The organism is Thiomonas sp. FB-Cd, assembly GCF_000733775.1.
Lineage (GTDB): Bacteria > Pseudomonadota > Gammaproteobacteria > Burkholderiales > Burkholderiaceae_C > Thiomonas_A.
The window spans coordinates 100,570-123,967 of sequence record NZ_JPOE01000005.1 but is presented as its reverse complement, the minus strand read 5'-3'; the positions used below and the strand labels follow the sequence as shown (position 1 = coordinate 123,967).

Genomic DNA, 23,398 nt, shown 5'->3' with positions numbered 1-23,398 from the left:
GCTGCCGGCACGCGCAGTTCATGTCGAGTCCTCGAGCGCGCCTGAGCGGCTGCGGCAACGGTGCCGAGTGACCTGACCCGGCCGGCCGATCGCCGCCTAGCCGCAGTTTGCATCATGCATCTGTTCAACTTGGCCTTGCACCCTGTTCATGGCCGCTAGTCTCGCCGTGGACGTCATGGGTGGCGACTATGGCGTGTCGGTCACCCTGCCAGCCTGCCGTGGCCTGCTTGATCGGCATGCGGGCTGCCAGATGCTGCTCGTGGGGCAGCCCGAGGCCATGCAGGCGGGGCTTCGCCAGCATGGGCTGGATGGGCACCCTCGCGTTCAAATCGTGCCGGCTGCCGAGGTCGTCACCATGGAAGACTCTGTCGAGGTCGCGCTGCGACGCAAGAAAGATTCGTCCATGCGCCGCGCCATTGAATTGGTGAAAGACGGGACTGCCGATGCCTGTGTCTCGTCGGGAAACACGGGTGCGCTGATGGCTGTTGCACGCTATGTGCTCAAGACTCTGCCTGGAATTGACCGTCCGGCCATCGCCACATACCTGCCGAATGCGGCAGGTAGCGGCACGCTGATGCTGGATCTGGGCGCCAATGTCGACTGCGAGGCGGAGCATTTGCTGCAATTCGCCGTGATGGGCACCGCGTTCGCCGCGGCTGGGGGGCACCCGAACCCCCGGGTCGGGCTCCTTAATATCGGCGAAGAGGTGATCAAGGGCAATGAGATGATCAAGCGTGCGGGTGAACTGCTGCGCCAGGCTCACGCCGAAGGCCGCCTCAATTTTCTGGGGAACGTCGAGGGCAACGACATCTTCAAGGGCACCGCGGACATCGTCGTGTGTGATGGATTCGTGGGTAACGTTGCGCTCAAGACATCCGAAGGGCTGGCGCAGATGCTGACCGGGATGATCCGGCAGGAATTCACGCGCAGTCCTTGGACGAAGCTCATGGCGCTGGCAGCCATGCCAGTGCTCAAACGCTTTCGCAGCCGCGTCGATCACCGTCGCTACAACGGCGCGGCCCTTCTTGGGCTGCGCGGTCTGGTATTCAAAAGCCACGGCTCCGCAGACGACTTCGCTTTTCAGCAAGCGCTGGAACGGGCCTATGAAGCGGTGGAGGGCCAAGTTGTGCAGGAGATTGAACGCATCCTTGCTGCACTGCACTTGCAGGGCGAAAAAGCAGCAACCCCGCCCGCTGCACCGCTTTCCGCTGCCAGTCCCTGATTCGCTTGGGCTGGGCGTCTATCCGCTTTCCGACGCTGGGTTTCATCCCGGCTCCTTTCATCCGAAACATTCCATCCCGCTTCCATGTCGCGCTATTCCCGCATCATCGGCACCGGCAGCCATCTCCCGCCCAACAAGGTCAGCAACGATGAGCTTGCCGCACGGTTGGCTCGTGATGGCATCGAAACCAGTGATGAATGGATCGTCGAGCGCACAGGCATCCGCCACCGCCATTTTGTTGGTGCCGACACAACGAGCGTGGATCTTGGTGAGCAAGCGGCGCGGCGCGCGCTTGAAGCAGCGGGCCTGGTCGCTCAGGACATTGATCTGATCATCGTCGCCACGTCCACGCCCGATATGATCTTCCCCTCGAATGCCGCGCTCATTCAAGGCCGGTTAGGGGCTGGGGGCGGTGCAGCATTCGATGTGCAGGCGGTGTGTGCGGGCTTCGTCTACGCGTTGACCATTGCTGATCAGTTCGTACGCGGCGGCTTGGCGCGTCATGCCCTTGTCATCGGGACTGAGGTCTTCTCCCGGATCCTTGACTTCAAGGACCGCAGCACCTGTGTGCTGTTCGGTGATGGTGCCGGGGCCGTGGTGCTGGCGGAGAGCCAGACGCCGGGCTTGCTGGCGTCCAGCCTGCATGCCGATGGTCGCCAGGCTGGCATCTTGTGCACGCCAGGCCGGGTCGCCTCGGGCGAGATCAGTGGACACCCGTTCCTCAAGATGGATGGCCCGGCTGTGTTCAAGCAAGCTGTGCACGTGCTCGAGAATGTCGCCCGCGAGGTGCTGGCCAAGTCCGGCCGCAAGCCCGAAGATGTGGACTGGATGGTGCCGCACCAAGCCAACATTCGCATCATGTTGCACACGGCAAAAAAGCTGGGGATCCCGGCAGAGAAGGTGGTGCAGACCGTGGCCGATCATGGCAATACCTCAGCGGCGTCCATCCCCTTGGCGCTTGATACGGCTGTGCGGGCTGGCACCATACGCCGGGGCGACACCCTGTTGTTTGAAGCCGTGGGTGGTGGTCTGACATGGGGCGCTGCGCTCCTCGACTATTAACCCATGACGGTCTGCATGCTAGTTCGCGTCGTTGAAAACCCTTCAACGCCATTTGCCCAGACGTGCCAAACGCTTAATCCGCACCATCATCGATGAAAACCTTTGCCTTCGTTTTCCCTGGCCAAGGCTCGCAAGCCGTCGGAATGCTGGACGGTGCCGCCGGTCACACCGTTGTGCGCGAAACCTTGCAGGAGGCTGGCGATGCGCTGCGCCAGGACATCGGCCGGCTGATCGCGGAGGGTCCCGCCGAGGCCCTTAATCTCACGACCAACACGCAGCCCGTCATGCTTACTGCAGGCGTGGCGCTGTGGCGTCTATGGCGCGCTGAGGGCGGCGGCAAACCTCAGTACATGGCCGGCCACAGCCTCGGCGAATACACCGCGTTGGTGGCCGGCGGTGCCATTGCATTTGCTGACGCACTGCCGCTCGTGCGCTTTCGCGCTCAAGTCATGCAGGAAGCAGTTCCTGTGGGTAGCGGCGGCATGGCAGCCGTCCTGGGTTTGGACGATGCAGCGGTGCGCGACGCATGTGCCGAGGCTGCCACAGAGGGCGGTGAAGTGGTCGAGGCGGTGAATTTCAACGCGCCAGGCCAGGTGGTCATTGCAGGCACCAAGGCAGCGGTGGAACGCGCATGCATTTTGCTAAAGGCCCGTGGCGCCAAGCGCGCGTTGCCTTTGCCCGTTTCAGCACCATTTCACAGCAGCCTACTCAAACCAGCGGCCGAGCGCCTGGCGCAGTACTTGGAGCAGGTTCCGGTGCGCAGCCCCGATATTCCCGTCATCCACAACGTCGATGTTGCTCAACACCCCGAGCCGCAAGCCATACGGCGTGCGCTCGCAGCCCAGGCGGCAAGTCCCGTCCGCTGGGTGGAGTGTGTGCACGCCTTGGCCGCGGCGGGTTGCAGCCAAATTGTCGAGTGTGGGCCGGGCAAGGTGCTGGCGGGGCTCTCGCGTCGAATCGATCCGGCCCTGAGCGGTCATGCGCTCGTGGACCTGGCCAGCGCGCAAACGATCATGGAGGCTTTACTATGACATCACCCCAACTTCCATTGGCCGGGCAAGTCGCTCTGGTCACTGGTGCCACCCGCGGCATCGGGCAAGCGATCGCGGCCGAGCTTGCCCGGCAGGGCGCGTTCATCGTGGGGACGGCGACCAGCGAGGCTGGCGCTGCGCAAATTGCCGGGGCGCTGGCGAGTGCGGGCGAGGGTGTTGTGCTCGATGTGACCAATGCCCATGCCGGCGAAGCGCTCATCGATCGTTTGGTTCGGGAGCGCGGCGGCTTGCATATTCTGGTCAACAACGCGGGCATCACCCGCGACACCTTGGCCCTTCGCATGAAGGACGACGATTGGGCGCTCGTGATCGAAACGAATCTGAGCGCTGTATTTCGTCTGTGTCGTGCGGCGATCCGGCCCATGATGAAGCAGCGCGCAGGGCGGATTGTCAACATTACCTCGGTTGTGGGCGCCTCGGGCAATCCGGGTCAAGCCAATTACGCCGCGGCCAAGGCAGGTGTGGCCGGCATGACTCGGGCGCTGGCGCAGGAACTTGGCAGCCGGAATATCACCGTGAACTGCGTCGCACCGGGTTTCATCGACACCGACATGACACGCTCGCTTGGCGAGGCCGCCTCGCAGGCCCTTCTGACCCGCATTCCGCTGGGGCGCCTGGGGCAGCCCCACGACATCGCCCATGCCGTCGGTTTTCTCGTCAGCCCGCACGCCAGTTACATCACCGGTGTGGAACTGCACGTGAACGGCGGCATGTATATGACTTGATCGTCGGGGCGTTCGCATCCGGATTGTTAGAATTCGATAGCCTTTTTTATGGAGAATTACATGAGTGATATTGAGCAGCGCGTCAAAAAGATCATTGCCGAGCAGTTGGGTGTGGCCGAAGACCAGGTCACGAATGAAAAATCCTTCGTCAATGACCTGGGCGCAGACTCGCTGGATACGGTGGAATTGGTGATGGCTTTGGAGGATGAATTCGGCATCGAAATTCCCGATGAGGACGCCGAAAAGATCACGACCGTGCAACTGGCGGTTGACTACGCCAAACAGCACCACAAGGCTTGAGCATGGGTGCGCCCGCCATACGGCGGCGCGGGTGTGCTCCAGGCTGCGGGCCGCGTTCGGCGCGCAGAGCCTTGAACTTGCAGCCTGAGCCTGTTCGGCTCGGTTGCATGTGTGCGATACATTCCTTTTCCCTATTCGATTCCGCTTTGCGAACCCCTGTCCTATGAGTCTGCGCCGTCGAATCGCCATCACCGGTCTGGGCATCATCTCGCCCATTGGCAACACGGTCGAAGATGCCTGGAGTCATCTGCTTGCCGGAAAATCCGGGATCGGACGTATCACCAAATTTGACGCATCCACATTCGCCGCGCAGATTGCTGGCGAGGTGCGTGACTTTGACGTGGGCGCCTACATCCCCGTTAAGGAGGCCCGTCATATGGACACCTTCATCCATTACGGGATGGCAGCGTCCATACAAGCCGTGCGGGACAGCGGATTGGCCGATTCGTCGGGTGTCGACCCGGAGCGCATCGGCGTGATGGTGGGGTCCGGTATCGGCGGCCTGCCGATGATCGAGCAGACCTACCAGGAATTCATCGACCGCGGCGCGCGGCGGATCTCGCCATTCTTTGTGCCGTCGTCCATCATCAACATGATCTCGGGCCATCTGTCAATCCAGTACGGATTTCGAGGGCCCAATCTTGCCGTGGTAACGGCCTGCACCACGGGACTGCACGCGATCGGACTGGCGGCGCGCTTGATCGAGTCCGGCGATGCTGACGCCATGGTGGCCGGCGGTGCGGAAGCGACCGTCTGCCCTTTGGGGATCGGCGGTTTTGCGTCCGCGCGTGCACTGTCCACCCGTAACGACGATCCAGCAACAGCCAGCCGGCCCTGGGACAAGGATCGCGACGGCTTCGTGCTGGGCGAGGGTGCAGGCATCATGATGCTGGAGGAATGGGAACACGCAAAAAAGCGCGGCGCCCGGATTTATGCCGAGCTTCTCGGTTTCGGCATGAGCGCCGACGCGCACCACATCACGGCCCCCAATGTTGACGGCCCGCGCAAGTGCATGTTGGCAGCGCTGCGCAATGCGGAGATTGCTCCTGAGCAGGTTCAATACCTTAACGCGCACGGCACATCCACTCCGCTGGGTGATAAAAACGAAACCGATGCGATCAAGGCGGCATTCGGTGCGCATGCTAAGGATCTCGTGGTCAATTCCACCAAATCCATGACCGGGCATCTGCTTGGTGGGGCTGGCGGATTGGAGTCGGTGTTCACGGTGCTCGCGTTGCATCATCAGGTTTCGCCTCCCACCATCAATTTATTCACGCCAGACCCGGAATGCGACCTCGATTATTGCGCCAATACCGCACGTGAGATGCCCATCGAGCACGCACTCAAGAACAATTTCGGTTTTGGCGGAACGAACGGATCACTTGTCTTTCGCCGAGTCTGAGGTCCTGCTCATCGGTATGAACGTGATCCCGCAATTTCAGTTGCATGTCGAGCGTTTCGTGCGCTGGCATGCGCTGTTGACGGGTTTTGACTTGGCCGTGGCGTTGGCCGCCGGTTGGAATGTCTGGGAGTGGCGTGGCGAACGCGAGCTTGCCGTCATGGGCGGACTGGCACTGGCGGTGTTCCTCCTTGTGCTCGCTGCGCAGTTTCCGTACTGGAAGATCCATCCCTTCACGCTGATCCACGGCGCGTCCGGGTGGAAGCTCCTGCAGGGCCACCGCCAGGAGGATCTTGCTGAAGTGCGGGGAATGAGGCTTCCGGGGCAACTCGTGGTGCTAGCTGTGACCAGCAAGGGGCGTGTGGTGTTGCCCGTGTCGGCCGACATCTCCCCCACGGCCTGGCGAGAGCTGCGCACCCGCCTTGCGCTGTGACTGCTCTCGTGGTTGAGTCGATTTCCGATCAACTGCTCGTCCAGCGGGTTCAAAGCGGCGACCAGAAGGCATTTGAGCTTCTGGTGATCAAGTACCAACGCCGCATTTTCCGGCTCATCTCCCGATTCGTTCGCGATCAATCATTGGCGGAGGATGTGGCGCAGGAGACGTTTCTTCGCGCTTACCGTGCAATTGGCCAGTTCCGTGGCGACAGCCAGTTTTACACGTGGCTCTACCGCATCGCCGTCAACACGGCCAAGAAGGCCATTGCCGACGGCGCGCGCGACCCGATCGTGCGCGAGTCGTCAACCATTTCTGACGATGGCGAAACTTTTGTGCCAGGTGAGCAACTAATCGACATGGAAACACCCGAGGCTGTTCTTGGCGGGCGGGAAATTGCACGTACCGTGAATGCGGCAATGGATGCGTTGCCGGAAGATTTGCGCACCGCAATCGCGCTGCGCGAGATTGAAGGCATGAGTTACGAGGATATTGCGCAGGTCATGCGTTGCCCGGTCGGCACCGTGCGTTCGCGCATTTTTCGGGCGCGCGAGGCCATCGCAAAGCAGTTGCGCCCTTTGCTCGGTACGAAATCGGGCGAGCGCTGGTGAGGGCGCAAGTGCAAGTTCATCTGGAGCGTTGAGATGGAGCAGTTCAGTATGAAGCAGCCGATGATGCCGGCACGAATTTCGGCGCTGATGGATGGCGAGTTCGAGGGCGAAGGCTTGGCGTTGGATAGCGCCGCGCTGGACGACGCGTTGCGCGAGCTCTCGTCGCATGAGGCCGCGCGAGACACCTGGTTGCAGTACCACCAGATTGGTGATCTTCTGCGTTCATCTGAACTGGTGCCGCTGGCCGATGAGCGCGCCTTTATCCAGAGGTTTTCCGAGCGACTCAGCCGCGAACCGGTGCAGTGCCTGCCGCGTGCAGTTCGCAACGCGCAGCGCGAGAAGGACCAGGCGTCTCAGCGCGGGCGCAGGCACTGGAGCGCAGTGGGCGCTGCCGTGGCGAGCGTCGCTGCTGTGGCTCTCGTGAGCTTTTCAACGTGGCCATCTCGGCATGATGAGCAAAGCATTGCGGGCCGGGTGCAATCGGGGTTGCAGGCACTGCCAACCCGGGTCATATCGCAACGCACGGTGGCGCTAACGGCAACGCACGCGCGCGGTGAAGTGCCGGTCGTGCTTGGCGTGGCTGATCAGCAGGCGGGTTCTTGGGCGCAGTACCTTATGGCGCATCAGCAACTGGCGGGCAGCGTATTGCCTTACTCACTAGCCGACATTCATGAAGCGGAATTCCGTGTGGCCGCGTCGCGCTGAGTTTTTGCGTCTGCAAACATCGCGCCTGCGGCAGCTCGTCCTGTGGGGCATGCTTAGCCTTGTGCCGCTTTCGGCCAAGGCGGCCAGCACGATCGCTTCGGCTGAGCAGAGCGGCTCCCTGGCCAGCTCAGCGCAGCCCATGGCAGTCACCAGCAGGCCGGAAGTCTCCTCTGCTGTGAAACCAGATGCGGCGGAGGATTTGCAGGCATGGTTGGAGCGGGTGAGCCATGCGGCCCAGCGGCGCAACTACTCGGGAATCTTCGTCGTGCAGTCCGGAGGGCGCATGGTCAGCTCGACGATTGATCACTATGTGACGAAGGGGAGCACGCTGGAGAAGGTTGAAACGCTCGACGGAGAGCGGCGTATCTTGCTATGCGAGAATGAGAAAACGCGCACCATCCTTCCGGCCGAGCGGCTCGTTGTCGTCGAGGATCATCAAACCGACTTTAGCTTTCCACGTGTGCTCAAGACACCGCGTGCCGAGCTCGCGGCGTTGTACTCCATGCAGCACGAGGGACAGGAGCGCTGCGCCGGATACGTCTGCGAGGTGACACGAATCACTCCGCGTGACGATCTGCGCTACGGCTACAGGCTGTGGACGGAGCGGACCTCAGACCTCTTGGTGAAAGCACAGACCCTGGACGATCAGGGCAATGTGCTCGATCAGGTGGCGTTTACGCAACTCAATCTCAACCCCCCACCCAAGCCTGATATGGTCGCGCAGGCGCTGCGCGGCACAGGAGGCTACCAAGTGGAGCATATGCGGGCCACGCCCACGACGTCGAGGGCACAGGGTTGGACGCTGAGCAAACCGCCCCCCGGCTTCAAGTCGGTGGGCATCTATCAGCGCAGGCTGTTGCTGCGCGCCAAGCCGGTCGAAGTGACCCAATGGCTTTTCAGCGATGGGCTGGCCTCGGTTTCGCTCTTCGGCGGCTCGACCGCCGATACGCAGCAGCACGGCGCAAGCCTGCACATGGGCGAGACCAATGCCTTGCTCGATCGCAAGGGTGCTTGGTCGGTCATTGCAATTGGTGCCGTGCCAACGAAGACCCTCAAGCTGTTCGCAGATTCGATTGCGCGGCTTCGCTAAGTCCAAATGGCAGTCACAATACGTTGCAATTTGGCGCATCGTTTATCCTGAGCGCGTTGCTTTCGTTTGGCGCCAGTGCAGGGGCGCCCGGCAGCCTGAAGTTTCACCGCACCGCTCAGATGGTTGGCGTCCCCAACCGGCGGGCGCATACCCATCAATGGAGTTATTCGTGAATACACGTTTTGCCGCACTCGTCCTCTGTCTGGGCTTGGTCGCCCCATTTGGCCCCGTTGCCTTCGCCGCTCCCGCGGCGGGGGCGAACTGCCCTGGTTCCTGCGGGTTACCTGACTTCACGGGACTTGTGGAGAAGGTCGGCCCTTCCGTGGTCAACATTCGCACGTACAAGAAGGCAGCGCTGGATCAGTCGCCGCAGATGGACGACCAAACACGTGAATTCCTGCGCCGCTTCTTCGGGATTCCCGTGCCGCCCGCAGCCCCTCCGGGAAGCGGTTCGGCGCCCAAGGGCGAGGGGCAGGAACAGCCCACGGGCGTCGCATCAGGCTTCATCCTCAGTGCCGACGGATACGTCATGACCAATGCCCATGTGGTTGATGGCGCCGATGAAGTCATGGTCACGCTCACCGACAAGCGAGAGTTCAAGGCTAAGGTGATCGGCACTGACAAACGCACAGATGTGGCGGTCTTGAAAATCGACGCCAAGAATTTGCCAATCGTGAGCATCGGCGACTCGAAAAAAATCAAGGTCGGCGAATGGGTGGTGGCCATCGGATCGCCGTTTGGGCTGGAAAATACGGTGACCGCCGGCATCGTCAGCGCCAAGGGGCGGGATACGGGGGACTATTCGCCGTTCATCCAGACCGACGTGGCGGTGAACCCGGGCAATTCGGGGGGGCCATTGATCAACATGCAGGGGCAGGTCGTCGGCATCAACTCACAGATCTACAGCCGAACAGGCGGTTTCATGGGGATCTCCTTCGCCATTCCGATTGACGAGGCCATCCGTGTGGCGAACCAGCTCAAAACCACCGGCTATGTTGTGCGCGGCAAGATTGGTGTAGCCATTGATGGCGTGAGCCGCGAACTGGCTGAGTCGATTGGATTGGGCAAGCCCATTGGCGCTCTGGTGCGAAGCGTGGAGGCCGGTGGCGCCGCCGACAAGGCGGGCGTTCAAGACGGAGACATCATTACCAAGTTCGGCGGCAAAACTGTCGAGCGCGCCACTGACTTGCCGCGTATCGTTGGGGAGGTCAAGCCGGGTACGCGCGTGCCGATGCAGGTATTCCGCCGCGGGGCCGAGCGCACTTTGCAAGTGACCGTGGGCGCCTGGGCCAAGGAGTCCGATGCGGCGACCGAGAAACCTGCGCCGGTACCGAAGACAGGAGCCGAGAAGAGTCCACTTGGCGTGGCGGTCGTGGATTTGAACGATGCGCAGAAAAAAGAACTGGGCGTGCGATCGGGCGTCTTGATCGAAGCGTTGCAGGCCTCGGCCAGCGGGGACGGACTAAGGGTCGGTGACGTGGTGACGGTCCTGAACAATATTGAGATCACCAGCGCCAAGCAGTTCAAGGAAATCGCGAACTCGTTGCCGCCGGGGAAACCCGTTGCATTGCTGGTGCGCCGCGGCGATACCGCGCAATTTATCCTCGTCAGGCCGAGCCCTCTTGCGAGGTGATGCGGATCTGGTGATTACATGTTTTTCATTGATATATCTCTAGTTGAGTCCGTTCGCATCGTTGCTCACGCTTTTTTGTGACAATAGGACAAATTTTTCTACGCATTTGGATGTGGGCGGTGTGGTCTTGAGCGGGTTTGAACGCCAGGCGCGCTTAAAATAGAGGTCCAACAAGCAGTTGCCAAACGATTTTTGTTGGTAGGCGCGACCTGAATTGCCGCGCCTTTTTTTTGGTCTGTCCTGTGGCGCCGTAAGCCACAACCCATCCTGCGCGCGAGTCCCATGCCTACACTGCCGGTCGCGCGGTCGCAGGGCCATATAAGTCCAAGCCGCAGGGTGCCTGCGAGTTGAACCGAGATTGCATGCAACTGATCCGCAATTTTTCCATCATCGCCCATATCGACCACGGCAAATCCACATTGGCCGATCGCTTGATCCAGCGTTGCGGCGGTCTGTCGGACCGCGAGATGGAAAGCCAGGTCCTCGACTCCATGGACCTCGAGCGCGAGCGCGGCATTACCATCAAGGCACAGACGGCAGCCCTGTCCTACAAGGCTCGCGATGGGCAGATCTACCAACTCAATCTCATCGACACGCCCGGTCACGTGGACTTCAGCTATGAGGTGAGCCGCTCGCTGTCAGCCTGCGAAGGTGCGCTCCTGGTGGTGGACGCCAGTCAGGGCGTGGAAGCGCAGACGGTCGCCAATTGCTATACGGCAATCGAGCTGGGCGTGGAAGTCGTGCCGGTGCTCAACAAGATGGATCTTCCCCAGGCGGATCCAGATGCTGCGCGGCAGGAAATCGAGGATGTGATTGGGATTGACGCCTCAGATGCCCTTTTGGCCAGCGCCAAAACCGGCATGGGGATCGACGATATCCTGGAGGCGGTGATTGCACGTATTCCGCCGCCCAAGGGTGACCCTGATGCACCGCTCAAGGCGCTGGTGATCGACTCCTGGTATGACAGCTACGTCGGCGTGGTGATGCTCGTGCGTGTCGTGGATGGCGTGCTCAAAGTGCGCGACAAGATCCTGCTCATGGCAACCGGTGCGCAATACAGCTGTGAACAGCTCGGTGTGTTCACGCCCAAGTCCGTCGCGCGCCAGCAACTTGCCGCTGGCGAAGTGGGTTTCGTTATCGCGGCGATCAAGGAACTCAAGGGCGCGCGCGTGGGCGACACGGTCACGCTGGCGAACAGGCCTGCTGCGCAGGCTCTGCCGGGATTCAAGGAGGTGCAACCGCAAGTGTTTGCAGGGCTTTACCCGGTCGAGTCCAACCAATATGACGCCTTGCGCGATGCACTTGAAAAGCTTCAGCTCAACGATGCGGCGCTGCAGTTTGAGCCAGAAGTGTCGTCAGCGCTTGGGTTTGGCTTCCGCTGCGGCTTTTTGGGGCTGCTGCACATGGATATCGTTCAAGAGCGCTTGGAGCGTGAGTACGACATGGACCTCATCACCACCGCGCCCTCGGTGGTCTACATGGTCCAGTTGCGCGATGGCACAGTTCTGACTGTGGATAATCCGTCCCGAATGCCAGACGTGGGACGTATCGAGCAGATCCGCGAGCCGATCGTCGAGGTCAAGCTGTTCATGCCGCAGGACTATGTGGGGCCCGTCATGACCTTGTGCAACGCGAAGCGCGGGGTGCAGAAAAACATGGCTTACATGGGGCGGCAGGTGCAACTCACGTATGAGATGCCGCTGGCGGAGATTGTTTTGGACTTCTTCGACAAGCTCAAATCCATCTCCCGCGGCTACGCCTCCATGGATTACCACTTTCTCGAGTACCGAGCCGCCGACGTGGTGAAGGTGGATATCCTGATCAACGGTGAACGGGTCGACGCGCTATCCATCATCGTGCACCGTGCGCAAAGCCAATACCGCGGCCGCGAAGTCACAGCAAAGATGCGCGAACTCATACCCAGGCAGATGTTCGACGTCGCCATTCAGGCGTCAATCGGGGCGAACATCATCGCGCGTGAGACAATCAAAGCCATGCGCAAGAACGTGCTTGCCAAGTGTTATGGCGGAGACATTTCGCGCAAGCGCAAGCTCCTGGAAAAACAAAAAGCTGGCAAAAAACGCATGAAGCAGATCGGCACCGTTGAAGTGCCTCAGGAAGCGTTTCTCGCCATTCTCAAAGTCGAAGACTAAAGCAACTCGCCCCGCCACATGGAAGCCCCGGCTGTCAATTTCACCCTCCTGCTGTTCATCCTCCTGCTCGTCACGGGCGCATTCTGGATCGCCGAGAAATTCCGGTTCTCACGTCAGCGCATTGCTGCTGCGAATGCAGCCGGGAACGCCTTGCGTACACGGCGCGACGAACTGCGCAAACAGGGCATCGCGCCCGATGCCAGCTTGAGTGACGAGCAGATCGCCGCCACGCGTGAACGGCTGCTGCGCCAGCCTTGGTGGCTGGAGTGGACAGCAGGGCTGTTCCCGGTCATTGCGTTCGTCTTCCTGTTGCGCTCATTTGTGGCCGAGCCGTTCAAGATCCCCTCGGGTTCCATGGAGCCTACCCTCGTGCCCGGTGACCTGATCCTCGTCAACAAGTTCGTGTACGGGCTGCGTTTGCCACTCATGCATGACCGAGTCACGCCCGGCGAAAACCCGCAGCGTGGCAACGTCATTGTGTTCCGTCTTCCCAAAGATCCTGCCATTGACTACATCAAGCGCATTGTGGGCACGCCAGGTGACACGGTGTCGTACGAAAACAAGCAGCTCTTGATCAACGGCAAGCCCGTTGCCGAGAAGCCCGACGGCGAATGGTTTGATCCGCGCTCCATGGTCTACTACCAACAATATATTGAGACTTTGGGCGACACGGCACACCGGATTTTGATCAATCCGCAGGCTCCACCCTACGTCATCGGTGGCCCCGACGATTTTCCGCACCGGGACCACTGCCACTACAACGCCGATGGCTTCGTGTGCAAGGTGCCAGCGGGAATGTACTTCGTGATGGGCGACAATCGCGATAATTCGCTCGATTCGCGTTATTGGGGCTTCGTGCCCGAGCGCAATATCGTTGGGAAGGCCTTCTTTGTTTGGATGAACTTCGGTGGCTTGAAGAACATCGGGCCGATCCACTGAACCGATCGCGCCTAATGCCGCTTGCCCGCAACGCTCTTGTTCGTATCCTTTCGACGAGGTGTTTTTCATGACCCGTGCAGCAAAACAACGTGGCATCACCCTGATCGGCCTGATTTTCTGGGGGGCCATCATTGCTTTTCTTGTCGTCATCGGCATGCAGGCCGTGCCGGCCGTGCAGGAATCCTTTGCCGTACAGCGCGCGGTCGATGACGCGGCCAAGGCCGGACCCACCGTGGGCGACATCCGCAATGCCTTCGACAAGATGGCGGAAGTCGACTACATCAACACGGTGTCGGGCAAGGATCTGACGATCACCAAGGTTGATGGGAAAGTGGTTGTTTCTTTCGCCTACGACAAGGAAATCCATTTGGCCGGCCCTGCCTATCTGGTCCTGAAGTTCGCCGGAAAATCCCACTAGTCGCGCAGACGAGGCATTGTTCCGCGTGGCATCTCCTTCCGGTCTTTCCGAATTGCAGGCACGACTGCATTACGCGTTCCGAGATCAATCCCTTTTGCGCCAGGCACTCACGCATCGCAGCTACAGCGCGCGCAATAACGAGAGGCTGGAATTCATCGGCGATTCCGTGCTGAACCTTGCCGTGGCATCGCTGTTGTATGCGGATGGTCAAGCCAGCGAAGGCCACCTCTCCTACCTGCGCGCAAGCCTCGTGCGTGAGGAAACGCTAGTCGAGCTCGCCCAGGATTTGGGCCTTGGCCAGTGCCTGTTGCTGGGTGAGGGGGAGCAGCGCAGCGGCGGCGGCACCCGTGCATCCATCCTCGCCGATGCGCTGGAGGCGATCGTGGGCGCCGTATACCTCGACGGCGGCTTCGTGCAGGCGCAGGCGCTGGCTGAGCTTTTATACCGCCCACGCCTGGATACGCTTGACATGCAGGCGAGCGCCAAGGATCCCAAGACGCGCCTGCAGGAAATCCTGCAGGGTCGCAAACTCAAGGTGCCGACCTATCATGTGGTGACCACCAGTGGTCCTGCACACCAGCAGCAGTTTGAGGTGCAATGCGATGTTGCCGAGTTGGGCCTGCGAACTCTGGGTGAGGGGGCAAGCAGAAGGGCAGCCGAGCAGCAGGCAGCCGAGCGCATGCTTCCTTTGTTAAAGGCCGCCCCCGCGTCGGCGGGTAAGCCCGCTCACAAGGGTCGCGCATCCCAGGAGCCGCGCACATGAAGGGCACAGCAACGACATCGTCCGTCCCATCTGGAGCCAAACGCTTCGGTACCATCGCTATCGTCGGGCGGCCCAACGTGGGTAAGTCAACCTTGCTCAACGCCCTTGTCGGGCAAAAGCTCAGCATCACATCCGATAAGCCGCAGACCACTCGCCACCGCTTGCTTGGCCTGCGCACGGAGGGGGTCGTGCAGTATGCGTTCGTCGATACGCCTGGCTTCCAGGTGCGTCACACACGCGCGATCAATCGTGCGATGAACCGAACGGTGACTGCGGCGCTAGCTGAGGTGGACCTTGTGCTTTGGGTCGTGGAGGCGGGTCAGCTCAATCCCGACGACGAGCGCGTGGGCGATCTCATTCCGGCGGGCAAGCCGGTTATTCTGGTGGCCAATAAGCTCGACCGGGTGCTGTCGCGCGTAAGCCTTCTGCCTTGGCTGCAGGCGCTTGGTGCGAGAAAACCGATTGCGGAAATCGTCCCCATTTCCGCCCGCAAACGCAACGACGTCGAGCGCCTGCTGAGCATCATTGCGCCCTACCTTCCTGAGACCGAGTGGGCTTTCGACCCCGAGCAACTCACGGATCGAAGCGAGCGTTTCCTGGCTGCGGAGATTCTGCGTGAAAAGCTCTTTCGCCTCACAGGCGACGAACTGCCCTACAGCAGTGCCGTGTTGATTGAGCGATTCGAACAGGAGGGTGAGCTGCGGCGGATCGCTGCTGCCATCGTGGTCGAGCGCGAGGGCCACAAGGCCATGGTCATCGGGGCCGGCGGCGAGCGGCTCAAGCGCATTTCAACCGAAGCACGAGTGGAAATGCAGCGCCTGTTCAATGCGCCGGTGTTTCTGGAAGTGTGGGTGAAGACCCGCTCGGGCTGGGCTGACGACCAACGCGCCGTGCGAGCTTTCGGGTATGAAGATTAGCCCGCACTTGCTGCGCCGATTTCCCGAAAAGTCCGGATCACGCTTCATCCAATGGAGATACCGGGTTTGACACCCTCGCCGACGGAGGCGCCGGGCGGGCATGCTGAACCATCCAGTCCGGCTGCGCGCAGGCGACGCGTCGCAGGACGCATTGAACGCGCGCATGATGAGCCGACCTATGTGTTGCACGCACATCCCTGGAAGGAAACGAGCCTCGTCCTTGATGTATTCAGCCGTCACCACGGGCGCTTGGCGTTGGTCGCCAAGGGTGCCAAGCGGCCTACCTCGCAACTGCGCACCGTGCTTCTGGGGTTTCAGCCTTTTGCAGCCAGCTGGAGCGGGCGAGGCGAGGTACGCACACTCACGCGTGCCGAGTGGAGCGGAGGTGTACCACCGCTGACAGGTCTGTCACTTCTCTGCGGCTTTTACTTCAACGAGTTGCTGGTGCGCCTATTGGCAAAGGAAGACGCACACGAGGCACTCTTCGATGCGTATCACCAGGCGGTGGCCCAATTGGGGGCGGATGCGCATGCGCTAACGGCAGGGGTGGAGCCACTGCTGCGGCGCTTCGAGATCACTCTTTTGCGCGAACTTGGCCATCTGCCGCCGCTGGATCGCGAGAGTCAATCGGAAGAGCGCGTGCAGGGCGAAGCCCTCTATGCGGTGGATCCGCAGCTCGGTGTGTTGCCCCTGGTTCCAGGCCAGGCCCATGGGCAGGTTGGCATCTACCCGGGAGCACAGCTCTTGGCCATTGAGGCTGGCGACTGGGGTCAACCCGGCGCGGCTCGCGCAGCCAAAAGCCTGATGCGCGAGCTGCTTCACTATCATCTTGGTACACAACCCCTGCGTACGCGCCAGTTGTTGATTGACCTGCACAAGCTATGAACCCCCTTGTCTCCAACACCGTGCCCGGGCCCTTGCTGGGGGTGAATATCGATCATGTGGCCACGCTGCGCAATGCGCGCGGTGGCAACTTTCCGGACCCCGTGCGCTTGGCGCAGATGGCAGTGGACGGCGGGGCTGACATCATCACTTTTCACCTGCGCGAAGATCGGCGCCATATCCGTGACGCCGACGTGCAGCGAATGAAGGCCGAGATCGCGGTGCCGTTGAATTTTGAATCCGCCGTGACGCAGGAGATGCTCGGCATCATTGCGCAGGTACGGCCGCAGTATGTCTGTCTCGTACCCGAGCGACGGCTAGAGATCACCACCGAGGGTGGGCTGGATGTGGCGGGTCAGTTTGCGCGCGTGCGGGATGCTTGTGCCACGCTTGCTGCCATCGGCTGCCGCGTCTCGTTGTTCATCGAGGCAAACCGGCAGCAAATGGAGGCTGCAGCGCAAGCTGGAGCTCCCTGTGTGGAGCTGCATACCGGTGCGTACGCTAACGCCTACGAAGCGGGCGATACGGCAAAAATCCAGTCCGAGCTGACGCGCATCCACGAAGGCATCGCGCTGGCACAATCGCTCGGCCTGCAGACCAACGCCGGCCACGGATTGACGCTGGCCAGCACCCCTTCGATTGCCGCGCAACCATGGGTGCAGGAGTTGCACATCGGTCATGCCCTGGTCGGCCATGCCTTGGCTGTGGGAATGGAGCGCTCGGTACGTGACTTCAAGGCCGTGATTGCTCGAGCCCGAGCAGCGCAGCCCCCTGTTCCGTCTCGATGAGCGGGATTTACGGCATTGGCACAGACATTTGCGATGTCAATCGCATCCGCCGCGCTTGGCAGCGGCATGGCGAGCGCTTTGCCGAGCGCATCTTGGGGGATCAGGAACTGGAAGTCTTCGCGACGCGCCAGGCGCGGGCCCCCGCACGTGGCGAACGCTACCTTGCCACGCGCTTTGCGGCCAAGGAAGCCTTTTCCAAGGCCATCGGATTGGGTATCCACATGCCGATGACTTGGCGCGCCTGCCAAATTCTCAACGGTCCGAAGGGATCGCCCATCATCGTTCTTCAAGGCGAGCTGGCTGCTTGGTGCGCCGAGCGGAGGCTGCGCTTTCACGTCTCCGTATCTGACGAGACAATCTCGGCAACCGCATTTGTGGTGGCCGAGACTTGCGATCGCGGTTGAGCGAACTCCAACGCTGACCTGCCGTTCTGGCCATCTACCCATTGCACACCATGCTTCACGCCCCCCTGATCATCGATGTCGCCGGTACTACGCTTTCCTCGCTGGACCGGCGTCGCCTAAAGAATTCACAGGTTGGCGGCGTGATTTTGTTCACCCGCAACTGGGCCTCGCGCGAGCAGCTGGTCGCACTCGTTGCCGCCATCAAGTCGGTGCGGCCTGACTTGCTGGTGAGCGTGGATCACGAGGGTGGGCGCGTGCAGCGCTTCCGCGAGGGGGGCTTCACGCCATTGCCGGCTATGGCGGCGCTTGGCCGGCTGTGGATGCGAGATCCCATGGGAGCCGTGCAGAGCGCGGCGGCCTGCGGTTATGTCATGGGTGCCGAGTTGCGTGCCTGTGGCGTGGATCTGAGCTTTGCCCCGGTGCTCGATTTGGATTGGGGGCGCTCAGGCGTGATGGCCACCCGTGCCCTGCACGCGGACGCGCGCGTAACCAGCTTGCTGGCGCAAAGTCTGATCGGCGGCATGCAGCGTGCGGGCCTTGCACATTGCGCCAAGCATTTTCCAGGCCACGGCTGGGCTGGGGCGGATTCGCATGTGGACACCCCGCGCGATACCCGCGGGCTGCGAACCATCTTGCGACACGACGCGGCCCCCTACGGCTGGCTGCGCCATGGATTGCAGGCGGTAATGCCCGCGCATGTGGTCTACCCGAAGGTGGACGATCTTCCGGCTGGGTTTAGCGCCCGATGGCTGCAGGACATCCTCAGGTGCCGGCTGGGCTTCACCGGTGCCATTATCAGCGATGACCTCAGCATGCAGGGCGCACGCGCGCAGGCCCGGAACGATACGTCTGCAGCCCTGATGGCGCTCCAAGCCGGGTGCGACCTGGTCATGCTGTGCAACCAAAGCGTGGTTGACAAGGGTGCGGCAATCGATGCCGTGTTGCATGGGCTGGAACAGGCAGTCATCTCGGGGGTTTGGCACCCGGACCCGGACAGTGCCCAACGCCGGTTGGCCTTGCTGGCCACCCGCCCGCCGTTGCCTTGGGATGTCCTCGTACGCACATCTGCCTACACGGGCGCTCTGGATGATCTGGCGCGGGTTTGACTTGTCCCAGGCCCGCCGCGATCAGGGGTAGAAGGCATACAGCGTGTAGCCGCTGGCCTGGTCCTTGCTGAGGTGCAGATTGAGTTGGATGCTCAGCTCGGCGCCGCCAGCCAATCCATGCAGGATATGCTGGCGAGCAGCATCTGCATTGCCAGGGAGTGGCCGAAGATAGTCCCCAGGCTCAACAACTTTGCGCGCGACGATCCGGTCCTGGGTGTCAGTCAGCGTGAGTTCCAGTGCGGGATAGGCGACGGGCTCGGCGCTGCGGTTGCGCAGCGAAGCCGTCAGCTTGAGGACGCCTTGCGCGTCAGGTGCCATGGAAGACGTGTCGATGACGAGAGCCTGCGGCCGGCGCGGCGCCGCAAGTGTGCAGCCGCTTATCGCACAGAGCCGGGCCAGGGCCGGCTGCGTCTGAGGCCAGCGAGCGGCGATGGCGTCCCTCCATGTCCACGCCGCCTGCGTGGCGCCGGCCGCGACAAGCAGTAGGGATAGCACCGCAAGCAAGGCGCGGATGGCGGGGCGTTGCCATCGTTCCCTGGCGCGCGCCTGGCGCAAGAACTGGGGTTCGAGCAGGGGGACGGCTGGGGCCACATCCAGCACCGACGCCGGAGAGGCCGAAGGCGCATGCCCGCCTTCCTCTGCACGTGGTACCGGGGCGCCCTGGGCCGGTGCCAGTGCCGGGTCGCTACCTGCGGGCGCAGCACGCGGGCTGTCTTTCGCGTCGGCATCGAACGTTGGTTCGAGCTCGGGTTCGAATTCGTAATGGAGCGCGGCGCCGAGGTCAAAGCGCGACTCTTCATCCAGTTCCTGATCTGGCGCAATGTCAAAACTGCTTGAAGATCGGCTTTCCACATGCCCAATATCCAAGGGCAGGCTGTGCGGATGCATGGCGTTCAGGTGATGTTCGCCGGGCTCCGTGTTTGACTCGATGCGCGGTCTTGCGCTGACAGGAGGCGAAGGAAGCTCCACCAGGGCATCTTCCATGGGGCTCTGGGGCGATGATGCGCCCATGCCACCATCCACGGTTGCCGGCGCCGGCGTGGGGCTTGCGCTGCGCAAGGCCGCTTCAGCCTCGGCTGAAAATGTGGCGAGATCATCCTCGGTGGCGGTATGCGCGCGCAGCAACTCCGCCGCGGAAGGACTTGAAGACGGCGAAGCCTGCGCCTCTTGGTCGTGTACGGTCCTGCCGAGTTGAATGGCGGCATCGGCGTTGGCCACCGGAGCCTTTGCAATGTCAGCCTCCAACGTCAACCCCAAAGCGGTCGCTTCGCTGGCAAGCGCCTCCAACAGCCAGTCACGATCGTCTTCGGCCGCAAGAGGCCTCAATCCGCGGTCTGCGGCCGCAATTGACCCGCTTGCCCCGGTGGCCTGCGCTTCGATTGGCTCGTCCTTCGCATCATGCGATGCAGGGACGGGCGGAGGCGGAGGCACCGCAGGGGGCTTGGGCGCGAAGGGTGCATAGGCGAACGCCCCGACCTGCCAGGGTGAAGCGGTGATCGATGGCACTGCGCCGAGCACGCGCGGCGGCCCCGCAGCGGCGTTGGCCGACGTCAAGCCAGGGGGGGGCGCCGGATCAGCGGACGATGGGGGGGCTTGCTGTTGTCGTTCGCGTCATCGGGCACATGGCCCAGCAGCGTCGAGCTCTCCGCGGGGACAGCGGAAACTCGGGAAGTCGGATCGACGCCGCCGGGCGCCGGATCAAACGTGAACTGCTGTTCGGCCGCATTGAAGGCCTCACCGCAGCGCCCACAGCGAACCCAGCCTTGGCTGAGCAGCAACTGGTCGCGCACCAGCCGGAAGGCGGTGTTGCAGTGGGGGCAGCGTGTGGCAAGGGACATGACTGGACAGTATAAGAAGCGGCCGACCAACAGCAGGCCAAACCGGCCCTAAGTGTTCACACTCGGGTGGTACTGCTCAGTCGTGCTCATGTGCCATGCCTGCAAGGCAGACCCACCCATCCTGCTCGCCGTAGATCTGCAGGCGCGCAAAGGGCGCATAGACGGCGATCAGCTCATCAGCCTGGCGACTCAGAATGCCGGACAGGACGAGCCTGCCCCCGGGCTTGGCGCGGTCGGCCAGCATTGGCGCCAGCAGTCTGAGCGGCGCAGCCAGGATGTTGGCCAGTACCAGGTCGAAACGCTCGGCAGGCAGTGCGTCCACGTGGCAGCAGCGCTCCAATTGCACAGCATTGGCCTGTGCGTTGGCCAGCGTTGCATCGACCGCGACGGGATCGATGTCGACGGCAGTCGCCGCCTGCGCGCCGAGACGCGCAGCGGCGATGGCCAGGATGCCGGAGCCGCACCCGTAGTCCAGCACCGTCAGACCGTCAAGCGGCGCATGTTTCACGAGCCAGCTCAGGCAGAGCTGGGTCGTGGGATGGGTGCCGGTGCCAAATGCCAGACCTGGATCGAGCTGAATGACCAGCGGCGCATCCGCAGGTGCCGCATGCCAGCTCGGCGCGATCCACAGCCGATCTTCAATACATACAGGTGTGAACTGCGACTGAGTCAGGCGAACCCAGTCCTGCTCGGGAACATCGATTTGGTGCACACCGGACAAGTCACGCAGCAGTCCGGCACTCAGCAAGGTGAGCAGCGCCGCGTCGGCCTGTGCTTCCGTGTCGAAAAGCGCGCGCACCAGATTGTGCTGCCAGGCAGAGCGGGGCGCAGGCATACCGGGCTCGCCGAACAAGGCCTGCTCGTCTGCAGTGCCAGCTTCCCGATCTTCGACCCCGACGCTCAGAGCATGCTGCTCGAGCAACGCATCCGATAGGGATTCGGCGAGGTCATCGTCTGCGGGAATTGTGACTTCACGGTATGCCATAGAGCGGCGCAAGGGGCCAGATTGTGGCGGGCTTGAGTGCGAGCGGCGGACGCGACAGGCCGGGTCTCAGCCCTGGCGGGCCGCCATGTACTCTTCAAGATAGTGAATATTGGTGCCACCTTCCATGAATCGCGCGTCCACCAGCAACTCGCGGTGCAGCGGGATGTTGGTTGCAATGCCGTCCACGACCATTTCAGACAGGGCTGTGCGCATACGCGCCAACGCTTGCTCGCGCGTGGCACCGTGGACAATGATTTTGGCAATCATCGAATCGTAGTTCGGTGGCACAAAATAGCCGGTGTAGACATGCGAATCGACCCGCACGCCTGGGCCACCCGGCACGTGCCAGGTGGTGATACGCCCGGGGCTGGGAACAAATTTCACCGGATCTTCGGCGTTGATGCGGCATTCGATGGCATGGCCATTGCAGCCAATGGAGCGCTGGCGAAGCGTGAGCTTTTCGCCCGCCGCCACAAGAATCTGCTGAACGACGATGTCTACGCCTGCCGTGAGTTCCGTCACCGGGTGCTCCACCTGCACGCGGGTATTCATTTCGATGAAATAAAACTCCCCGTTCTCATAGAGAAACTCGAAGGTGCCGGCACCCCGGTAACCAATCTTGCGGCACGCATCGGCGCAGCGCGCCCCAATGCGCTCGATCAGTCGCCGGGGGATGCCCGGCGCTGGAGCCTCTTCCAGAATCTTCTGATGGCGCCGCTGCATGGAGCAGTCGCGCTCGCCCAGCCACACGGCGTTGCCGTGCTCATCGGCAAGCACCTGGATCTCGATGTGGCGTGGATTGGTGAGGAATTTCTCCATATACACGGCGCCATTGCCGAACGCAGCCTGCGCCTCAGCCTTGGTCGTGGCCACAGCGTTGAGCAACGCTGCTTCGGTATGTACGACCCGCATGCCACGCCCACCGCCGCCGCCGGCCGCCTTGATGATCACCGGGTAGGCGATAGCGCGAGCCATGCGGGTGATTTCCCGTGGATCGTCAGGTAATTCGCCGTCTGAACCGGGCACGCAGGGCACACCCGCCTTAATCATGGTCTGCTTGGCTGACACCTTGTCGCCCATCAGGCGAATGGAGTCCGGACGCGGCCCGATAAACGTGAAGCCCGACTGCTCGACTCGCTCGGCGAAATCCGCGTTCTCCGACAAGAAGCCATATCCAGGGTGGATGGCCTCGGCATCGGTGACTTCCGCAGCCGAGATGATTGCCGGCATATTCAGATAGCTTTGCGCCGAAGGCGGCGGGCCAATGCATACCGCTTCGTCGGCGAGCTTGACGTATTTCGCGTCGCGGTCGGCCTCGGAGTAGACCATCACGGTCTTGATACCCAACTCGCGGCAGGCACGCTGAATGCGCAGCGCAATTTCACCGCGATTGGCGATCAGGATTTTTTTGAACATGGGTGATGGGGTAGGGGTATACGGCCATGCAGAAGGGACAGCGTGCAGGACGAAACGCAGTTGTCATTCCAGGACAAAAAGCGGCTGGCCATACTCGACAGGCTGGCCGTTTTCGGCCAGTATTTCTTTCACGACACCGTCAATGTCTGACTCGATTTCATTGAGGATCTTCATGGCCTCGACGATGCACACCGGTTGCCCCTGCTTGACGGAATCTCCCACTTCGACGAACGGCTGCGCCCCTGGGGACGATGCACGGTAGAACGTGCCAACCATCGGAGACTTGATCACCTTCGCGCTGGGCGCTGCAACTGGTGCAGCGGCAGGCTCTGCGCCGGATCCAGAAGGCGCGGTCTGCGGTGCAGGCATCGGGGCCGTGACGTATTGCACCGGGGCCGGCTGGAGCGGTGCGGGTGGCGTTTTGACGATGCGGACTTTGCCTTCCGCTTCGGTAATCTCAAGCTCGGAAATATTGGATTCCGAGACCAGGTCAACGAGCGTTTTCAGTTTGCGCAAGTCCATGATATCGATGTGATCTGTGGCGAATTGGGGTTGAA

General features: G+C 61.8%; 25 protein-coding genes. 20 read left to right on the top strand and 5 right to left on the bottom strand.

Features of this window, described 5'->3' with window-relative positions; genetic code table 11:
• The first annotated feature begins 148 nt into the window (after positions 1-148).
• From plsX to nagZ, 20 genes are all read left to right on the top strand, one after another.
• Positions 149-1,222: a phosphate acyltransferase PlsX gene (plsX, locus tag CD04_RS0114165; RefSeq protein WP_031407863.1), complete on the top strand. Its 1,074-nt coding sequence runs from the start codon at positions 149-151 to the stop codon at positions 1,220-1,222.
• Between the two features lie 84 nt (positions 1,223-1,306).
• Complete coding sequence (locus CD04_RS0114160) at positions 1,307-2,284, top strand: beta-ketoacyl-ACP synthase III (RefSeq protein WP_031407862.1); 978 nt, start codon at positions 1,307-1,309, stop codon at positions 2,282-2,284.
• A gap of 92 nt (positions 2,285-2,376) precedes the next feature.
• On the top strand, positions 2,377-3,315 hold the full coding sequence (gene fabD / locus CD04_RS0114155; RefSeq protein WP_031407861.1) for an ACP S-malonyltransferase: 939 nt from the start codon (positions 2,377-2,379) through the stop codon (positions 3,313-3,315).
• On the top strand, positions 3,312-4,061 hold the full coding sequence (fabG, locus tag CD04_RS0114150; protein WP_031407859.1) for a 3-oxoacyl-ACP reductase FabG: 750 nt from the start codon (positions 3,312-3,314) through the stop codon (positions 4,059-4,061). The genes fabD and fabG overlap by 4 nt, the downstream gene beginning before the upstream one ends.
• Before the next feature lie 60 nt (positions 4,062-4,121).
• Positions 4,122-4,361 (top strand): acyl carrier protein, encoded by a 240-nt coding sequence (gene acpP, locus CD04_RS0114145; protein WP_031407857.1) that lies wholly within the window; start codon positions 4,122-4,124, stop codon positions 4,359-4,361.
• Between the two features lie 163 nt (positions 4,362-4,524).
• Positions 4,525-5,763, top strand: coding sequence for a beta-ketoacyl-ACP synthase II (gene fabF, locus CD04_RS0114140; protein ID WP_031407854.1), 1,239 nt, complete (start codon positions 4,525-4,527; stop codon positions 5,761-5,763).
• Complete coding sequence (locus tag CD04_RS0114135; RefSeq protein ID WP_231480645.1) at positions 5,744-6,193, top strand: hypothetical protein; 450 nt, start codon at positions 5,744-5,746, stop codon at positions 6,191-6,193. The genes fabF and CD04_RS0114135 overlap by 20 nt, the downstream gene beginning before the upstream one ends.
• Positions 6,190-6,804, top strand: coding sequence for an RNA polymerase sigma factor RpoE (gene rpoE, locus CD04_RS0114130; protein WP_304413006.1), 615 nt, complete (start codon positions 6,190-6,192; stop codon positions 6,802-6,804). The genes CD04_RS0114135 and rpoE overlap by 4 nt, the downstream gene beginning before the upstream one ends.
• Positions 6,805-6,837: 33 nt before the next feature.
• A complete protein-coding gene (locus CD04_RS22740) occupies positions 6,838-7,509 on the top strand; it encodes a sigma-E factor negative regulatory protein (protein WP_051849310.1) in 672 nt (223 codons plus the stop codon).
• Positions 7,475-8,599 (top strand): MucB/RseB C-terminal domain-containing protein, encoded by a 1,125-nt coding sequence (locus CD04_RS0114120; protein ID WP_081858027.1) that lies wholly within the window; start codon positions 7,475-7,477, stop codon positions 8,597-8,599. Before CD04_RS22740 ends, CD04_RS0114120 begins: the two co-directional genes overlap by 35 nt.
• 157 nt (positions 8,600-8,756) lie before the next feature.
• Entirely contained in the window at positions 8,757-10,232 is a 1,476-nt protein-coding gene (locus tag CD04_RS0114110; protein ID WP_031407844.1) for a DegQ family serine endoprotease, read from the top strand.
• Positions 10,233-10,594: 362 nt separating this feature from the next.
• Positions 10,595-12,385 (top strand): translation elongation factor 4, encoded by a 1,791-nt coding sequence (lepA, locus tag CD04_RS0114105; protein ID WP_031407842.1) that lies wholly within the window; start codon positions 10,595-10,597, stop codon positions 12,383-12,385.
• 18 nt (positions 12,386-12,403) lie between these two features.
• Positions 12,404-13,324: a signal peptidase I gene (lepB, locus tag CD04_RS0114100; RefSeq protein ID WP_031407840.1), complete on the top strand. Its 921-nt coding sequence runs from the start codon at positions 12,404-12,406 to the stop codon at positions 13,322-13,324.
• Between the two features lie 67 nt (positions 13,325-13,391).
• Positions 13,392-13,742: a DUF4845 domain-containing protein gene (locus tag CD04_RS0114095; RefSeq protein ID WP_031407838.1), complete on the top strand. Its 351-nt coding sequence runs from the start codon at positions 13,392-13,394 to the stop codon at positions 13,740-13,742.
• 25 nt (positions 13,743-13,767) lie between these two features.
• A complete protein-coding gene (gene rnc, locus CD04_RS0114090; RefSeq protein ID WP_051849308.1) occupies positions 13,768-14,505 on the top strand; it encodes a ribonuclease III in 738 nt (245 codons plus the stop codon).
• Positions 14,502-15,422 carry a GTPase Era gene (gene era / locus CD04_RS0114085; RefSeq protein WP_031407834.1) on the top strand — a complete coding sequence of 307 codons (921 nt, stop codon included), beginning with the start codon at positions 14,502-14,504 and terminating at the stop codon, positions 15,420-15,422. Before rnc ends, era begins: the two co-directional genes overlap by 4 nt.
• A 150-nt stretch (positions 15,423-15,572) precedes the next feature.
• Entirely contained in the window at positions 15,573-16,307 is a 735-nt protein-coding gene (recO, locus tag CD04_RS0114080) for a DNA repair protein RecO (protein WP_031407832.1), read from the top strand.
• Entirely contained in the window at positions 16,304-17,092 is a 789-nt protein-coding gene (locus CD04_RS0114075) for a pyridoxine 5'-phosphate synthase (protein WP_031407830.1), read from the top strand. The genes recO and CD04_RS0114075 overlap by 4 nt, the downstream gene beginning before the upstream one ends.
• Entirely contained in the window at positions 17,089-17,496 is a 408-nt protein-coding gene (gene acpS / locus CD04_RS0114070; RefSeq protein ID WP_031407828.1) for a holo-ACP synthase, read from the top strand. The genes CD04_RS0114075 and acpS overlap by 4 nt, the downstream gene beginning before the upstream one ends.
• 50 nt (positions 17,497-17,546) lie before the next feature.
• Complete coding sequence (gene nagZ / locus CD04_RS0114065) at positions 17,547-18,602, top strand: beta-N-acetylhexosaminidase (protein WP_031407825.1); 1,056 nt, start codon at positions 17,547-17,549, stop codon at positions 18,600-18,602.
• Positions 18,603-18,623: 21 nt separating this feature from the next.
• On the opposite strand, the gene CD04_RS22735 is transcribed toward nagZ, so the two are convergent.
• The 5 genes from CD04_RS22735 to accB all read right to left on the bottom strand — a co-directional run bounded on the left by CD04_RS22735 (position 18,624) and on the right by accB (position 23,363).
• Entirely contained in the window at positions 18,624-20,156 is a 1,533-nt protein-coding gene (locus CD04_RS22735; RefSeq protein WP_051849307.1) for a DUF3426 domain-containing protein, read from the bottom strand.
• Positions 20,153-20,440 (bottom strand): zinc-ribbon domain-containing protein, encoded by a 288-nt coding sequence (locus tag CD04_RS25315; RefSeq protein WP_031407821.1) that lies wholly within the window; start codon positions 20,438-20,440, stop codon positions 20,153-20,155. The genes CD04_RS22735 and CD04_RS25315 overlap by 4 nt, the downstream gene beginning before the upstream one ends.
• A gap of 76 nt (positions 20,441-20,516) precedes the next feature.
• The gene (gene prmA / locus CD04_RS0114050) at positions 20,517-21,425 is read right to left on the bottom strand and encodes a 50S ribosomal protein L11 methyltransferase (RefSeq protein ID WP_031407819.1); all 909 of its coding nucleotides are present in this window, start codon (positions 21,423-21,425) and stop codon (positions 20,517-20,519) included.
• Positions 21,426-21,491: 66 nt separating this feature from the next.
• Positions 21,492-22,841 carry an acetyl-CoA carboxylase biotin carboxylase subunit gene (gene accC, locus CD04_RS0114045; protein WP_031407818.1) on the bottom strand — a complete coding sequence of 450 codons (1,350 nt, stop codon included), beginning with the start codon at positions 22,839-22,841 and terminating at the stop codon, positions 21,492-21,494.
• 63 nt (positions 22,842-22,904) lie between these two features.
• Positions 22,905-23,363, bottom strand: a complete 459-nt coding sequence (gene accB / locus CD04_RS0114040) for an acetyl-CoA carboxylase biotin carboxyl carrier protein (protein ID WP_031407816.1) — start codon at positions 23,361-23,363, stop codon at positions 22,905-22,907.
• Positions 23,364-23,398: the final 35 nt, after the last annotated feature.

Excerpts from the sequence above, each read along its gene's own strand:
- prmA (WP_031407819.1), bottom strand. The coding sequence starts at position 21,425 with ATGGCATACCGTGAAGTCACAATTCCCGCAGACGATGACCTCGCCGAA.
- fabG (WP_031407859.1), top strand. The coding sequence starts at position 3,312 with ATGACATCACCCCAACTTCCATTGGCCGGGCAAGTCGCTCTGGTCACT.
- acpS (WP_031407828.1), top strand. The coding sequence starts at position 17,089 with ATGAGCGGGATTTACGGCATTGGCACAGACATTTGCGATGTCAATCGC.
- CD04_RS0114160 (WP_031407862.1), top strand. The coding sequence starts at position 1,307 with ATGTCGCGCTATTCCCGCATCATCGGCACCGGCAGCCATCTCCCGCCC.
- nagZ (WP_031407825.1), top strand. The coding sequence starts at position 17,547 with ATGCTTCACGCCCCCCTGATCATCGATGTCGCCGGTACTACGCTTTCC.
- fabF (WP_031407854.1), top strand. The coding sequence starts at position 4,525 with ATGAGTCTGCGCCGTCGAATCGCCATCACCGGTCTGGGCATCATCTCG.
- lepB (WP_031407840.1), top strand. The coding sequence starts at position 12,404 with ATGGAAGCCCCGGCTGTCAATTTCACCCTCCTGCTGTTCATCCTCCTG.
- era (WP_031407834.1), top strand. The coding sequence starts at position 14,502 with ATGAAGGGCACAGCAACGACATCGTCCGTCCCATCTGGAGCCAAACGC.
- fabD (WP_031407861.1), top strand. The coding sequence starts at position 2,377 with ATGAAAACCTTTGCCTTCGTTTTCCCTGGCCAAGGCTCGCAAGCCGTC.
- lepA (WP_031407842.1), top strand. The coding sequence starts at position 10,595 with ATGCAACTGATCCGCAATTTTTCCATCATCGCCCATATCGACCACGGC.
- CD04_RS0114095 (WP_031407838.1), top strand. The coding sequence starts at position 13,392 with ATGACCCGTGCAGCAAAACAACGTGGCATCACCCTGATCGGCCTGATT.
- CD04_RS0114075 (WP_031407830.1), top strand. The coding sequence starts at position 16,304 with ATGAACCCCCTTGTCTCCAACACCGTGCCCGGGCCCTTGCTGGGGGTG.
- CD04_RS0114120 (WP_081858027.1), top strand. The coding sequence starts at position 7,475 with ATGAAGCGGAATTCCGTGTGGCCGCGTCGCGCTGAGTTTTTGCGTCTG.
- CD04_RS0114110 (WP_031407844.1), top strand. The coding sequence starts at position 8,757 with ATGGAGTTATTCGTGAATACACGTTTTGCCGCACTCGTCCTCTGTCTG.
- acpP (WP_031407857.1), top strand. The coding sequence starts at position 4,122 with ATGAGTGATATTGAGCAGCGCGTCAAAAAGATCATTGCCGAGCAGTTG.
- CD04_RS25315 (WP_031407821.1), bottom strand. The coding sequence starts at position 20,440 with ATGTCCCTTGCCACACGCTGCCCCCACTGCAACACCGCCTTCCGGCTG.
- accC (WP_031407818.1), bottom strand. The coding sequence starts at position 22,841 with ATGTTCAAAAAAATCCTGATCGCCAATCGCGGTGAAATTGCGCTGCGC.
- accB (WP_031407816.1), bottom strand. The coding sequence starts at position 23,363 with ATGGACTTGCGCAAACTGAAAACGCTCGTTGACCTGGTCTCGGAATCC.
- plsX (WP_031407863.1), top strand. The coding sequence starts at position 149 with ATGGCCGCTAGTCTCGCCGTGGACGTCATGGGTGGCGACTATGGCGTG.
- CD04_RS22740 (WP_051849310.1), top strand. The coding sequence starts at position 6,838 with ATGGAGCAGTTCAGTATGAAGCAGCCGATGATGCCGGCACGAATTTCG.